At 64.3% G+C, this 13,689-nt stretch carries 13 protein-coding genes; 9 read left to right on the top strand and 4 right to left on the bottom strand.

The genetic code is table 11. The annotated features are described in order from the left end of the window. Entirely contained in the window at positions 1–552 is a 552-nt protein-coding gene (rsmD, locus tag OVA12_RS18625) for a 16S rRNA (guanine(966)-N(2))-methyltransferase RsmD (RefSeq protein WP_268139959.1), read from the top strand. Between the two features lie 27 nt (positions 553–579). Here the strand turns inward: rsmD and OVA12_RS18620 are convergent, their stop codons facing one another. Then, entirely contained in the window at positions 580–906 is a 327-nt protein-coding gene (locus tag OVA12_RS18620) for a hypothetical protein (protein WP_268139957.1), read from the bottom strand. A gap of 377 nt (positions 907–1,283) precedes the next feature. Here OVA12_RS18620 and OVA12_RS18615 point away from each other — a divergent pair, with 377 nt between their 5' ends. Next, entirely contained in the window at positions 1,284–2,462 is a 1,179-nt protein-coding gene (locus OVA12_RS18615; protein ID WP_268139955.1) for a porin, read from the top strand. A gap of 79 nt (positions 2,463–2,541) precedes the next feature. Here the strand turns inward: OVA12_RS18615 and mutL are convergent, their stop codons facing one another. Beyond that, positions 2,542–4,428, bottom strand: a complete 1,887-nt coding sequence (mutL, locus tag OVA12_RS18610; protein ID WP_268139953.1) for a DNA mismatch repair endonuclease MutL — start codon at positions 4,426–4,428, stop codon at positions 2,542–2,544. A gap of 165 nt (positions 4,429–4,593) precedes the next feature. On the opposite strand from mutL, the gene OVA12_RS18605 reads away from it, so the two are divergent. Further along, complete coding sequence (locus tag OVA12_RS18605) at positions 4,594–5,466, top strand: TIGR01459 family HAD-type hydrolase (protein WP_268139951.1); 873 nt, start codon at positions 4,594–4,596, stop codon at positions 5,464–5,466. Positions 5,467–5,531: 65 nt separating this feature from the next. Here the strand turns inward: OVA12_RS18605 and OVA12_RS18600 are convergent, their stop codons facing one another. Continuing rightward, on the bottom strand, positions 5,532–6,206 hold the full coding sequence (locus OVA12_RS18600) for a protein phosphatase CheZ (protein ID WP_268139949.1): 675 nt from the start codon (positions 6,204–6,206) through the stop codon (positions 5,532–5,534). A 189-nt stretch (positions 6,207–6,395) separates the two neighbouring features. Continuing rightward, entirely contained in the window at positions 6,396–6,779 is a 384-nt protein-coding gene (locus OVA12_RS18595; protein ID WP_106754919.1) for a response regulator, read from the bottom strand. Between the two features lie 249 nt (positions 6,780–7,028). Here OVA12_RS18595 and OVA12_RS18590 point away from each other — a divergent pair, with 249 nt between their 5' ends. From OVA12_RS18590 to ileS, 6 genes are all read left to right on the top strand, one after another. Further along, positions 7,029–7,475: a MaoC family dehydratase gene (locus tag OVA12_RS18590; RefSeq protein WP_268139945.1), complete on the top strand. Its 447-nt coding sequence runs from the start codon at positions 7,029–7,031 to the stop codon at positions 7,473–7,475. A 132-nt stretch (positions 7,476–7,607) separates the two neighbouring features. Next, positions 7,608–8,603: a bifunctional riboflavin kinase/FAD synthetase gene (locus OVA12_RS18585; protein WP_268139943.1), complete on the top strand. Its 996-nt coding sequence runs from the start codon at positions 7,608–7,610 to the stop codon at positions 8,601–8,603. Between the two features lie 71 nt (positions 8,604–8,674). Next, the gene (locus OVA12_RS18580; RefSeq protein ID WP_268139941.1) at positions 8,675–9,535 is read left to right on the top strand and encodes a DMT family transporter; all 861 of its coding nucleotides are present in this window, start codon (positions 8,675–8,677) and stop codon (positions 9,533–9,535) included. A 218-nt stretch (positions 9,536–9,753) separates the two neighbouring features. After that, positions 9,754–10,017 carry a hypothetical protein gene (locus OVA12_RS18575; protein ID WP_268139939.1) on the top strand — a complete coding sequence of 88 codons (264 nt, stop codon included), beginning with the start codon at positions 9,754–9,756 and terminating at the stop codon, positions 10,015–10,017. 3 nt (positions 10,018–10,020) lie between these two features. Further along, the gene (locus OVA12_RS18570) at positions 10,021–10,356 is read left to right on the top strand and encodes a hypothetical protein (RefSeq protein ID WP_268139937.1); all 336 of its coding nucleotides are present in this window, start codon (positions 10,021–10,023) and stop codon (positions 10,354–10,356) included. Positions 10,357–10,686: 330 nt separating this feature from the next. After that, positions 10,687–13,677, top strand: coding sequence for an isoleucine--tRNA ligase (ileS, locus tag OVA12_RS18565; RefSeq protein ID WP_268139935.1), 2,991 nt, complete (start codon positions 10,687–10,689; stop codon positions 13,675–13,677). The last annotated feature ends 12 nt before the right edge of the window (positions 13,678–13,689 follow it).

Below are 13,689 nucleotides of genomic sequence, written 5' to 3'. Positions count from 1 at the left end.
ATGCGCATCATCGCCGGACGGTTCAAGGGAACCGCACTTGCAACGCCCCGGTCGGACGCCACGCGCCCGACCAGCGACCGCCTGCGCGAGACGATCTTCAACATCCTCGCGCATGGCATCGGTCTGGATCTGGACGGGGTGCGGGTTCTGGATCTCTTCGCCGGCACGGGTGCCCTTGGGTTCGAGGCGATCAGCCGTGGCGCACGTCACGCCACCTTCGTGGATGAGGCCGTCGAACCGCGCGGCCTGATCCGCCGCAACATGGAAACGATGGGGCTGAACGGCGTCGCCAAGATCCTGCGCCGGGATGCAACGAAGCTCGGGGCCGCTGGCACCATCGAACCCTTCGATCTCGTCTTCGCCGATCCCCCTTATGACAAGGGCCTCGGCGAGCTGGCTCTGGCCTCGGCCAAGGTGGGCGGATGGCTCGCACCCGGAGCCATTTGCGTGCTGGAAGAGCGCGCCAACGCCGTCATCGCCTTGCCGGACGGCTTCGAGATCCTGGACCAGCGCAGCGCCGGTGACAGCCAGGTGCTGTTCCTCAAGGCCTGACGTCACTCCTCCGGTTAGCCACCCAGCTCAATGCTCTGGGCTTGCACCGGAGGTGGCGGCTGGCTTGCGCACATCCTGGGGCGCACCGCTCACATCAATGCGCGGCCGCGACCGCCGGATGATCCGGCCGAGCCGCCCCGGCGCGCGGGCCTCGATCCACGCAAAGGCGCCGTTGATGTGTCCGTTGGACCGGCGGCGCTGACGCAGCCAGCGTGTCGCCGCCCGGCTGTTGGCCAGAATGAGCATCGTGCCCCCGGCCAGCAGCGGCACCCCCGTCGGGATCGGCAACGGCAGGGTAATCAGGCCCAGAACGATCATCACCGCAGCCACACACCAGATCGCGATTCGCAACAAGCCACGTCCCTCCAGCTGCCGCAATCAGCCATGCGTCAGCATCACGACAGGGCGATGACAGGACGACGGTTCAGGGTGCGGCGCACAATCATCTGCCGCCGTCGACCGGACCACCGGGACAGTGGCCAATCAGTTCCTTTGCGATTTCAGAGACATACTACTTTCCAAGTTAAGAATATAAGCAAAAATGCGATCTGTGGCACGCTTGCATCGCCACAATGGAATGATTGCGATGCACAGAAGTTGACCATCGCCTTGGACGATTGCTGGCCTATCCTCGTTCGCAGGTGGTGGGTAGCTTCGATCTTGCAGCAATCATGTCGTTGGACTGGTCGTCGCGGATCGAGGTGTTGTCATGCGAGCATGGGGAACATGTGATGCGCAACTTCAAGACTTTGATCGCCGCTGGCCTGATGGCCACATCCGTTGGTGCGACTGGCGCAATGGCTGCCGACCTTCCGGTGGCACCGGAGCCGGTCGACTACGTCCGTGTCTGTGATGCGTTCGGCACCGGCTTCTTCTACATCCCGGGCACCGAGACCTGCCTGAGGATCTCAGGCCGCGTTCGCGTGGAGTACCGGTTCAACAACTTCGGCGACAAGCCGAACAACTGGGCGCGCGCTGCCAACGGCACGTCAACGCGTGCCCGCGGTTACATTCGTCTGGATGCCCGCACGAACAGCGAGTATGGCCTCGTCCGCTCGTACATCGACATGTACATGCAGCGCGACTCGACCGGTTCTGCCTATGCGCTGGATCAGGCCTTCATCCAGTTCGGCAACTTCACCTTCGGCCGTACCCAGTCGATGTTCGACTTCTGGACCGGCTATTCCTACGGCAACTTCCACACGGTCTACACCGACTACAAGACCTGGCTGGCGTCCTACACGGCGGCCTTTGGCAACGGCATGTCGGCGACCCTTTCGGTTGAAGATGGCACCACACGACGCTGGAACCTGGTTGGCGGCGGCGACGCCTATGCCGGTCACCGGTATCCGGACCTCGTCGCCAATCTCCGGATCGAGCAGGGTTGGGGCAGCGCCCAGATCATGGGCGCGCTGCATGACGTGCGCTACGCGGCATCCCGGACCAAGGGCGATATCGGCTATGCCATCGGTGCAGGCGTTCAGCTGAACGTTCCGGTGTTCGGGGCGACCGACAACATTGCCCTGCAGGCGGTCTATGCGGACGGAGCTTCCGGCTACGTTCAGGACACCTGGGATGACATCTCGGCAACGCCGCAGATCACCGATGCGATCTTCTCGGGTGGCAAGAGCCACACCACGAAGACCTGGGCAATCGGCGCCGGCTTCCTGCACAACTTCTCCGACCAGCTGGAAGGCTCGATTGAAGCCAACTACGCCAATGCGGATGCCTTCCGCTCTGCAAACGACTTCAGCATGTGGGGCGGCAACATCAACCTGATCTGGAAGCCGGTGAGCGGGCTCGGGATCGGTGCGGAAGTCGCCTATCGCGACTTCGACTTCCACCGCAGCTCGGTGCAGAAGGACCGCAACGAGATCTACACGACCATCCGTGTCGAGCGGACGTTCTGACCCAGACTCAGAATTGCATACGCAAAAGGCGGCCTTGGCCGCCTTTTGTTTTCCCAGATCGCGCCGCCGACGCTTGCGCTCACTTGCGCCCGAACAGCCGCTCGATGTCGGAGAGTTTCAGCTCGATCCAGGTCGGGCGGCCGTGGTTGCACTGGCCGGACAGGGGCGTTGCCTCCATGTCGCGCAGGAGGGCATCCATTTCCTCGACGCGCAGCCGGCGTCCGGCGCGGATGGAGCCGTGGCAGGCCATGGTCGCGGCAACGTGGTCCAGCCGCTCCTTCAGCCCGGTTGCGCTGTCCCATTCGGCCAGTTCATCGGCGAGATCCCGGACCAGCGCGCGGACATCAAGCCCCTTCAGCAGCGCGGGCGTCTCGCGCACGGCCACCGCGCCGGGGCCGAATGGCTCCAGCACGAGACCTGCTCCTTCCAGGGCTTCGGCGTGATCAGCCAGACGGCCGACATCTTCCTCGGGCAGTTCCACCACTTCCGGGATCAGCAGCATCTGGCGCGGCACGTCGCGGCGCGCCAGCGCTTCCTTGAGGCGTTCATAGACCAGGCGCTCATGCGCGGCGTGCTGGTCGACGATGACGACACCATCCAGCGTCTGCGACACGATATAGGTTTCGTGCACCTGTGCCCTGGCAGCCCCGAGAGGGCGCGCCATCAGATCCTCGGAAATGACCGCACCATGCGCCCGCGCATCGGCCGATGGCCGGGCGAGATCGGCCAGCGGCAGGCCGGCCAGAGCGGCCGCCATGCCGCCCGCATCAGCACCTGTTTCGAGCCGGGGCTGGTAAGCTTCTGCAAAGCCGGACGTCTCGCGCAAGGGGCGATAGGGCGAGGCCTGCCAGTCCTGTACCGGGCCATGCGGCCGCGCCCAGCCCTGCCCGTTTGCTGCCGCTGCGCCTGCGCCAGCGCCGCCGGCCCGCAGCACATCGAGGGCGCTGGCTGCATTGGACGTCGAGGAGCGATGCCCGGCCTGGACCAGCGCATGCTTGATGGCCCCCACCAGCAACCCGCGCACCAGCTGCCCGTCGCGGAAGCGCACATCGGCCTTGGCCGGGTGCACGTTGACGTCAACAAAGGCCGGATCGAGATCGACATAGAGCACGACAACCGGATGCCGGTCGCGGGCCAGCACGTCGGCATAGGCGCCGCGCAGGCCGGACAGGAGCAGCTTGTCCTTCACCGGCCGGCCGTTGACATAGAAGAACTGCTGCTGCGCCGTGCCACGGTGATAGGTCGGCAAACCCGCGAACCCTGTCAGCCGTACGCCTTCTCTCACCGCATCGATGCGCATGGCATTCTCGACGAAGTCATCGCCAACCACCTGCGCCAGCCGGGCCATGCGCGGGTCTTCGCCGCGTGCGGCCGGCCAGATGATCGACTGCCGGTCGGAGCCGCCGAGGCTGAAGCCCACTTCGGGATAGGCCAACGCAATGCGGCGCACGACTTCGGTGATCGCCGCAGCCTCGGCGCGGTCGGTCTTGAGGAATTTCAGACGGGCTGGCGTGGCGAAAAACAGATCCCGCACCTCGACCTGGGTCCCGAGACTGCGGGCGGCTGGCTCCAGCGGGCTCTCGATGCCGCCAGCCACCTCGATCCGCCAGGCGTGGGCTTCGTCCCGATGCCTTGTGGTGATCGTCAGCCGGGCGACGGAGCCGATCGAGGGCAGCGCCTCGCCGCGAAAACCCAGCGTGCGAATGTCGAAGAGGTTTTCGTCCGACAGTTTCGATGTGCAGTGCCGGCGCACCGCCAGTGCCAGATCGGCCGCGGTCATGCCTGCGCCGTCATCGGAGACGCGGATCAGCGTCTTGCCGCCGGCCGCCGTGACGATCTCGATGTTGCGCGCACCGGCATCCACGGCGTTCTCGACCAGTTCCTTGATCACGCTGGCCGGGCGTTCGATCACCTCGCCGGCGGCAATGCGGTTGATCACCGCCTCGCCGAGCTGCCTGACTGCCATGTCCGTTCCAGATCTCCGCTTGCAGGCCGCGCCCTCCCAGGGACGCGGCAGCTGCTGGTTTGTGCCCGGTTCCGCCGGACGCCGGCTTCGTATATGGTCCGCCGCATCCGGATCGGACAAGAGCCGATTCCCCGCCATCATATCAGATCAGCTCGAGAGATCCCCATGAACGCCATTGCCCCGCTCCTCGTCCCAGGCCTGCGCACGCTTGCGCCGGATTACAGCGGGGTGCTCAGCGATGTGTGGGGCGTCCTGCACAACGGCCTGAAGGCCTTTGATGCTGCGCATGAGGCTTTGTCGCGCTACCGCGCGGAGACCGGCGGCTGCGTCATCCTCATCACCAACGCACCGCGCCCGGCCGAGCAGATCCACGAGCAGCTGGCCAACTATGGCGTGCCGCGCGATGCCTATGACGACATCGTCACCTCCGGTGATGTCACCCGCGCGATGATTGCAGCCAAGCCGGGCGGCAAGGTGCTGCATATCGGCGCCGATCGTGATGTACCGATCTATGACGGGCTGGACATTGTCCTGTCGAGCGAGGAAGACGCTGGCCTCATCAGCTGCACCGGCCTCTTCGACGACGAGGTCGAGACGCCGGACGACTACCGTGACCAGCTCACCCGGCTTGTTGCCCGTGGCCTGCCGATGGTCTGCGCAAACCCGGACATCGTCGTGGAACGCGGTGAGAAGCTGATCTGGTGCGCCGGCGCGCTGGCCCGGCTGTATGAGGACCTCGGCGGGACCGTGCATCTCCTCGGCAAGCCGCACAAGCCGATCTATGACGCGGCCCTTGCGCGCATGGCCGGGATCCAGGGCGTGGCTTTCTCTCGTGACCGGGTACTGGCCATCGGCGACGGCCTGCCCACCGACATTCGCGGCGCGGACTCGCAAGGCATCGATGTTCTGTTCGTGACGGGCGGCATTCACGCCGCCGACTTCGGTGCCAGCGACGCGCCCGACGAGGCCCTCATCCGCCGCCGCCTTGCGGAAGAAGGCCTCTCCGCCCGCGCCGCCCTGCCGCGCCTCGTCTGGTAAGGGACAGAAAACAAAAAGCCGGTGCAGAAGCTGCACCGGCTTTTTTGTTGGATCGTTGGAGGCTCTCAGGCGAACAGTTTGTCGATGTCAGCCTGGCTGTCCCCGAGCATGGCGTCGATGTCGGACTGCGACACGCCTTCGCCAGCCATCTGCGGACCGTGGAGGATCAGCTCGCGCTTGCGGCGCTCCTCATCGGTCTCCTCAATCTCAGGCTCCATGGTTTCGATGATGCGCAGCTTCTCGACGAAGGTCGAAACGCGCTGATCAATGTAGTTCAGCGTCGACACGACTTTCGAGATGCGCTGGCCGGTGATGTCCTGGAACGCGCAGGCCTCGAAGATCTCGATCATCTTGTTGTTGACCAGATCCTGATAGGCAGCTGCGTCTGACGTATCGGCGCCCATGATCTCTTCGGCGGCTGCCATGATCGTGTGCGTTGCCGATTCGGTCGATTCGACGATGGCGTCCAGCTCGCGCCCGGCTTCCGGGATGCGCTGGGACTTCATGTCGTTGGCGCGAAGGGAGACGATCTCTTCCTTCATCTTGGAGATCTCGGTCGCGATTGCGGTGAGTTCTCCGGTCACTGCTGGCTGTACAGCCAGCAGGAATTCATGCATGGAGCCGGACATCACTTCCGCCAGTTGCATGACGTCCGTCAGTCCGACATCCCGTCCGCGGTCGCGGTTCTGCTCGAGAAACTCGATCACGCGCACCACGTTTTCACGTGTCATCGTGGCCATTTGTTCAGCCCTCCTTGTTGTGTCCGAACGACGACTGTCCCGTCCATCTGCCTTGGACGTGGCCGCGTGATCCGGCGCCCTGCCGGTTATGTGCCATCCGGCTTGCAGGCGCCCGCGTGGTGTTCGTCATTCGGTTTGTGGCACTCGGGCGGGCGCGCGGTTGCGTCCCGCCTGGGTGCAAAACGTGGCTTAGTCCGCGAAAACCGCTTCGATCTTGCCCTTCAAGGTCTGGGCGTTGAACGGCTTCACGATGTAGTTGTTGACGCCAGCCTTCTTCGCCGCGATCACGTTCTCGGTCTTGGACTCTGCCGTGACCATGATGAACGGGGTCTTCGAGAGGCTTGCATCGGCGCGAACCTGCTTGAGCAGCTCGTAGCCGGTCATCGGCTCCATGTTCCAGTCCGAAATAACCAGACCGTACTTGCGCTGCTTCATCTTCTCCAGCGCCTCGGTGCCGTCGGCAGCGTCGTCGATATCTTCGAAACCGAGCTGCTTGAGCAGGTTCCGGATAATCCGGATCATAGTCTTGTAATCATCGACCACGAGGACCGGCATCTGAAGATCAAGGGCCATCGTCTACTCCATACTGTCAATACGCGACCCCTCACGAGGTCTTTTTGACGCGATCTGACCAACCAGGAGAGTGACACGTTCCTGTGTCCTCGCCTCCCCATACTCTGGTCAATTTAAAGGGTGGCCCTGAAAAGAGCGTTAATGACGCGGGGCTTTTTTCTTGGCCGAAAGCCGTATTGAAGCGCTCGCGTCTCCCGCCTAGCTTCCCGTCCATGCTGAACAAGCTTCCGGCACAGAGGACACACCAGAATGCTTGAATTACGCCGACTGTGTTACGAAGACCTTGCCGTAGGCTTGTCGGAGACTCTGACCAAACATGTCAGCTCTTCCGATGTTGTCGGATTTGCCGAGGTTTCAGGGGATCGCAACCCGATCCATCTGTCGGAACATTTCGCCGCGCGCACCCCGTTCCGCACGCGCATCGCGCATGGCCTCTACACGGCGAGCCTGATTTCTGCGGTTCTGGGCACCCGGCTGCCGGGCCCCGGCGCGATCTATCTGTCGCAGACGCTCAACTTCAAGGCGCCCGTGCGCATCGGCGACGACGTCACCGTGACCGTCACGGTCACCGAGCTGCTGGAGCGGGGCAACCGGGCGAAACTGAGCTGCATCTGCAGCGTGGGCGACACCGTGGTTCTGGAGGGTGAGGCGATGGTCAAGGTGCCGTCGCGCGACGATGAGGCGCTGCGCATCTGACTGCGGCCTGGCGTCCCTGTGCTTGACCTTTGGGCGTGAAACCGGCAGGGTCCGCGCGCTGCCTGATCTCATGTATCGCTGCCTGTCGTGGCGGAATCAGGCTGGTCCCGTCCCGCCAGGTTTGCATTGCCCATGTCTGATATCCGTCTGCCTTTCACCCATGCCGAAGACCTCGACCGGTTTCCGCAGCATCTGAAAGGCGGCGTGGTCGCGATTGGCAATTTCGATGGCGTCCATCGCGGGCACCGGGTTGTGCTGCAGCACGCCATCGACATTGCCGAAGCGGCCAAGGCTCCGGTCTATGCCATGACCTTCGAGCCGCATCCGCGCACGGTGTTCAATCCCGACAAGCCGGTGTTCCGGCTGACGCCGCAGCAGGCCAAGGCCGAAGTGATGCAGGCCTTCGGGCTGGATGGTGTCCTGGTCCTGCCCTTCACGCGGGATTTTGCCGGGCTTGCCGCCTCCGATTTCGTCGAGCGCATCCTCATCGGCACGCTTGGCATCCGCCATGCCGTGACCGGGCACGACTTCCATTTCGGCAAGGCCCGCGCCGGGACCCCGGACTTCCTGCGCCAGTCGGGTGAGGCGCATGGCTTTGGCGTCACGATTGTCGAAGCCGAGACCGACGAGGGTGGAACCACCATCTCCTCCTCTCGCATCCGGGAGGCGCTGGCGGAAGGTGACATCGCGCTCGCCAACGGCCTGCTCGGCTACCGCTGGTTTGTCGAGGCCGAAGTCCGCCACGGCGAGAAGCGCGGCCGCGAGCTGGGCTACCCCACCGCCAACCTGCGCCTGGCCGACGAATGCCCGCTGCGCCATGGCATCTATGCCGTCCGCGTGCTGGTCGATGGCAAGCCGGTGGACGGGGTCGCCAGCTACGGCCGCCGGCCGACTTTCGACAATGGCGCGCCGCTTCTGGAAGTGTTCCTGTTCGATTTTTCGGGTGATCTCTATGGCAAGCAACTGCGGGTGAGCATTGTCTCCTACCTGCGGCCAGAGGAAAGGTTCACCTCCGTGGAAGCCTTGATCGAGCAGATGGACCGGGACAGCGCCGAGGCGCGGGCGGCTCTTGCGGCCATGCAGCCCCTGTCGCCGCTCGACCTTGCGCTCGGCAGCGTGCCGTTGTGAGCAAAGGCACCCCAGCCTCAGGCGCTTCCCGCCCGGAAAAGCCGGGCGACGTCTTCCAGGGCATCCTTTTTATGACCGCCGGAATGGGCGTCGTGCCGTTGATGGATGTTCTGGCCAAGGTTCTGGCCGGTCACATCCCTGCGCTCGAGGTCTCCTTTGCCCGGTTCTTCTTCCAGGCCCTGATCACGGTGCTGATTGCCGTTGTCTGGACCCGCAACCTATCCACGCTCCGGCCGCAGCGCTGGGGTGTCAACCTGTTGCGCGGCGCACTGCTGTCCGGCGCGACGCTGTGCTTCTTCACCGCGCTGAAGGTCATGCCGGTGGCCGATGCCATCGCCATCTTCTTTGTCGAGCCGATGATCCTGACGGCCCTGTCCGCGATCTTCCTCAAGGAAAAGGTCGGCCCGCGCCGCTGGGCGGCAGTGGCGGTCGGCCTTATCGGGGCGATGCTGATCGTCCGCCCAAGCTTTGCGGCCTTTGGCGTGTCGGCCCTGCTGCCGCTGGTCACAGCGACGCTGTTTGCCCTCTATCTGCTCATCACACGCAAGCTGGCCGGCGAGGACAGCCTGCTGTCGATGCAGTTCACCACGGCAATCGGCGGCGGCGCGACACTGGGCGTTGTGCTTCTCATCGCCTCGCTCACGGGCATCGGCGGCTTCGTGCCGGTCATGCCGGCGAACCTCGATGTGGCCATGATGATCGGCATCGGCCTCATCTCCTTCATCAGCCACGGGTTCATCGTGCGGGCCTTTGCGCTGGCGCCTGCGTCCGTGCTGGCGCCGTTCAACTATCTCGAGATCGTCAGCGCCACCCTGTTCGGCTATCTGGTGTTCGGTGACTTCCCGGATCTGCCGACCTGGGGCGGCATCGCCCTCATCGTCGCCAGCGGCCTCTACATCGCCCACCGCGAACGGCTCCGGGCCACAGCCTGACACCCCATGCCCGCGTGCGTCAGGGATCTGGCTTGCCTGCTGCAAGGCGAAGATCCGCGCCAACCTTCCCTCAAAAGTAGACATGACACGCCACAAACTCGCATAAGGCGAATGAGTTGATCCACATCAAACTTCCCTATCGTTATTTTCATTAAATTGAAAATGTTCGGTCATCCCCTCACGAGAGGCGGTTGAGCCCGGACGACAGGGAGAGAAAAATGAGCAACATCAGCAAGACGACCGGCGAAACCGTGAAGGGCGTCATCGGCGGCGCTGTCGAAGGCGCTCTCGAGGCGGGCGAGAAGGTGGGTCGCAAGGTCAACGAAGTCGTCGACGCCTACAGCGGCATGCGCGAGGCACAGGACCAGCAGGCGCGGGCAGAACACGATGCAGCGGTTCAGGAGCGTGTCGTCGCGGAAAAGCGCCGCAACCCGGGCCGCAGCGTGCAGGACATCCGTGACGAGGTGGAACGGGGAGGCTGAATCATGGGCCGCAACGAACCGCGCCATCCCGATACCCGGCACCAGGGCCCCGGACATGAATGCCCCGAGTGCCAAGGAACCGGGATCGTGATGGTCTTCCCGCATCGCGCCGATGCACACCCGCTAAGGGATGTGTACGAACCGGGCAAGGTGCACGCCGACATGGCCATGCCCTACACGGAGCGCTGCGGTTTCTGCGGCGGCGATGGCTGGATCAGTCCTCAGGAAGAGCTTGTTGCCGGCGGACCCGATCCGCGCGACTGGATCAATGACAAGCGGGAACTGGCCCGCATCATCCGGGAAATCCAGCTCGACAAGTCGCCACGTCCAGGCCGCTGATCCCTACGACCAGAGCAGGCTCGTCATTCGACGGGCCTGCTTGCCTGTTGATCGAACGAAATTGCCCCGACAGTGTTTCCAGCAATTGCCGCTTTATTCAGGCCAGCCGGACTGGTAGTAGAGCCAGCATGAGTTTTCCTGCGCTGACCGGCCGCTTCGTGCGGCCCGGTGTCTCACGAATTAGCTGCCCGGCCTTCGGCTGACGCATCCTGCGGCGCCGAGGGACCGGGAGACCTGCCGTGAATTCTCCCGGCCAGAGCCTGTCTGGCGCGCCGGGTTTCTCCTTGCGATACGGGCGCGGCCAGCGCCCCTTTTCTGCGGATTGCCGTCATGAGCGAAACCACATCCCGCGACTATTCCGAGACCCTCTATCTGCCCGTCACCGATTTTCCGATGCGCGCCGGCCTGCCGCAAAAGGAACCCGAGCTGATCAGCCGCTGGCAGGGGATGGACCTCTACAAGCGCCTGCGTGAGGCGGCACAGGGCCGGCCGAAGTTCCTGCTGCACGACGGCCCCCCCTATGCCAACGGCAACATCCACATCGGCCATGCGCTGAACAAGACGCTGAAGGACATCGTCACGCGCTCGATGCAGATGATGGGCTTCGACAGCAACTACGTTCCGGGCTGGGACTGCCACGGCCTGCCGATCGAGTGGAAGATCGAGGAAGAGAACTACCGCTCCAAGGGCAAGCAGAAGCCGGACCTGAAGAATTCGGTCGCCATGATCGCGTTCCGCCAGGAATGCCGCGCCTATGCCGAGAAATGGGTTGCGATCCAGCGCGACGAGTTCCGCCGCCTCGGCATCGAGGGCGACTGGGACAATCCGTACCTGACCATGAACTACGACGCCGAGGCGGTCATCGCCGAGGAGCTGATGAAGTTTGCCATGTCCGGCCAGCTCTATCGCGGCTCCAAGCCGGTGATGTGGTCCGTGGTCGAGAACACGGCGCTGGCCGAGGCCGAGATCGAGTATCAGGACTACCAGTCCGACATGATCTGGGTGAAGTTCCCGGTTGTCGAAGCCGGCGGCCAGGACGAGGCCGCCGCCGAGGAACTGCTCGATGCGGCCGTGGTCATCTGGACCACCACCCCCTGGACCATCCCGGGCAACCGCGCGATCTCCTATTCCTCCGCCATCTCCTACGGCCTCTATGAGGTGACGCAGGACGGTCTGGCCGACGACAACTGGGTGCAGAAGGGCGACAAGCTCATCCTCGCCGACAAGCTGGCCGAGGAGGTGTTCAAGAACGCCCGCATCACCGATTTCGTGAAGCGGCGTACTGTCACCGCCGACGAACTCGGCGCGCTGACCTGCGCCCATCCCTACCGCGACCTGGATCTGGGCGGTTACCAGTTCGATGTGCCGCTGCTCGACGGCGACCATGTCACCGACGATGCCGGCACCGGCTTCGTCCACACCGCGCCGAGCCACGGCGCCGACGACTTCGAGATCTGGATCGCCAAGCGCAACGATCTGGAAGCGCGCGGCATCGACACCACGATCCCCTTCACCGTTGCCGACGACGGTTTCTACACCAAGGATGCACCGGGCTTTGACGGCCACCAGGTCATCACCCACAAGGGCGAGAAGGGCACGGCCAACAAGGCCAACATCGAGAAGCTGAAGGAAGCCGGTGCGCTGATCGGGCTTGCCCGTCTCAAGCACCAGTATCCGCATTCCTGGCGCTCGAAGAAGCCGGTGATCTTCCGCAACACGCCGCAGTGGTTCGTCTACATGGACCGCGCCATTGACGGTTCTGGCGACGGCGCCGGCGACACCCTGCGCGCCCGGGCGCTGAAGGCCATCGACGAGACCCGCTTCGTGCCGGCCACCGGCCAGAACCGCCTGCGCTCGATGATCGCCGGCCGTCCGGACTGGGTGCTGTCGCGCCAGCGCGCCTGGGGCGTGCCGATCACCGTGTTCATCCACAAGGACACGGCTGAAGTCCTCAAGGACCCGGCGGTCAACGCCCGCATCGCCGAGGCCTTCCGTGCGGAAGGCGCCGACGTGTGGTTCGCCGAAGGTGCCAAGGAGCGCTTCCTCGGTGACAGCTACAACGCCGGTGACTGGATCAAGATCGACGACATCCTCGACGTCTGGTTCGACAGCGGCTCGACGCACGCCTTCTGCCTGGAAAAGCGCGCCGACCTCAGCCCCAAGCGCAAGGTCGATGGCGGCAACGACTATGTGCTCTATCTGGAAGGCTCGGACCAGCATCGCGGCTGGTTCCATTCCTCGCTGCTGGAAAGCTGCGGCACGCGCGGCCATGCGCCCTATGACGCGGTCCTGACCCACGGCTTCACCATGGCCGAGGACGGCCGCAAGATGTCGAAGTCGCTGGGCAACCAGGTCTTCCCCCAGGATGTCATCAAGCAGTATGGCGCCGACATCCTGCGCCTGTGGGTGGCCTCCGGCGACTATGCCGAAGACCAGCGCATCGGGCCGGAGATCCTGAAGACCTCCGTCGACAGCTACCGCAAGCTGCGCAACACCCTGCGCTGGATGCTGGGCTCGCTCGCCCACGCCACCAGCGAGAAGGTGGCGCTTGCCGACATGCCCGAGCTGGAGCGGCTGATGCTGCACCGGCTGGCCGACCTCGACACCCTGGTGCGCGAGGGCTACGCCGCCTTCGACTACAAGAAGGTGTTCCACCACCTCTTCACCTTCATGACGGTGGACCTGTCCGCCTTCTACTTCGACATCCGCAAGGACACGCTCTACTGCGATCCGGCCTCGTCCGTGCGCCGCAAGGCCTCGTTGCAGGTCATCGAGGAGCTGTTCACCTGCCTGGTCGTGTGGATGGCGCCGATGCTGCCCTTCACCATGGAGGAAAGCTGGATCGCGCGGCATCCGGGCGCGGACAGCTCCGTGCATCTGCAGCAGTTCCCGGCGCTGCCGGCCGACTGGCGTGACGAGGTGCTGGCCGCCAAGTGGGACAAGGTGCGCGAAGTGCGCCGCGTCATCACCGGCGCGCTGGAAATCGAGCGCCGCGAAAAGCGCATCGGCTCGTCGCTGGAAGCCCATCCGGTGGTGCATGTGACCGACCCGGAGCTGATGGCGGCACTCGCCGGCATCGACATGGCCGACATCTCGATCACAAGCCAGCTGAGCTTGAGCGATGCGGCGGCTCCCGCCGGTGCCTTCACGCTGGACGACGTCAAGGGCGTTGCCGTGGTGCCGGGGCTGGCCGAAGGGCAGAAATGCGCCCGGTCCTGGAAGATCCTTCCGGAAGTCGGCAGCGATGCGGCCTATCCGGATGTCACCTTGCGCGATGCGGCGGCCCTGCGCGAGTGGGATGCGGCGCACAAGGCGGCCTGAGGACCTGAGGCA

Source organism: Pannonibacter sp. SL95, from assembly GCF_026672425.1.
In the GTDB taxonomy this organism is placed as follows: Bacteria; Pseudomonadota; Alphaproteobacteria; order Rhizobiales; family Stappiaceae; genus Pannonibacter.
This window is presented reverse-complemented; position numbering and strand designations above follow the sequence as displayed.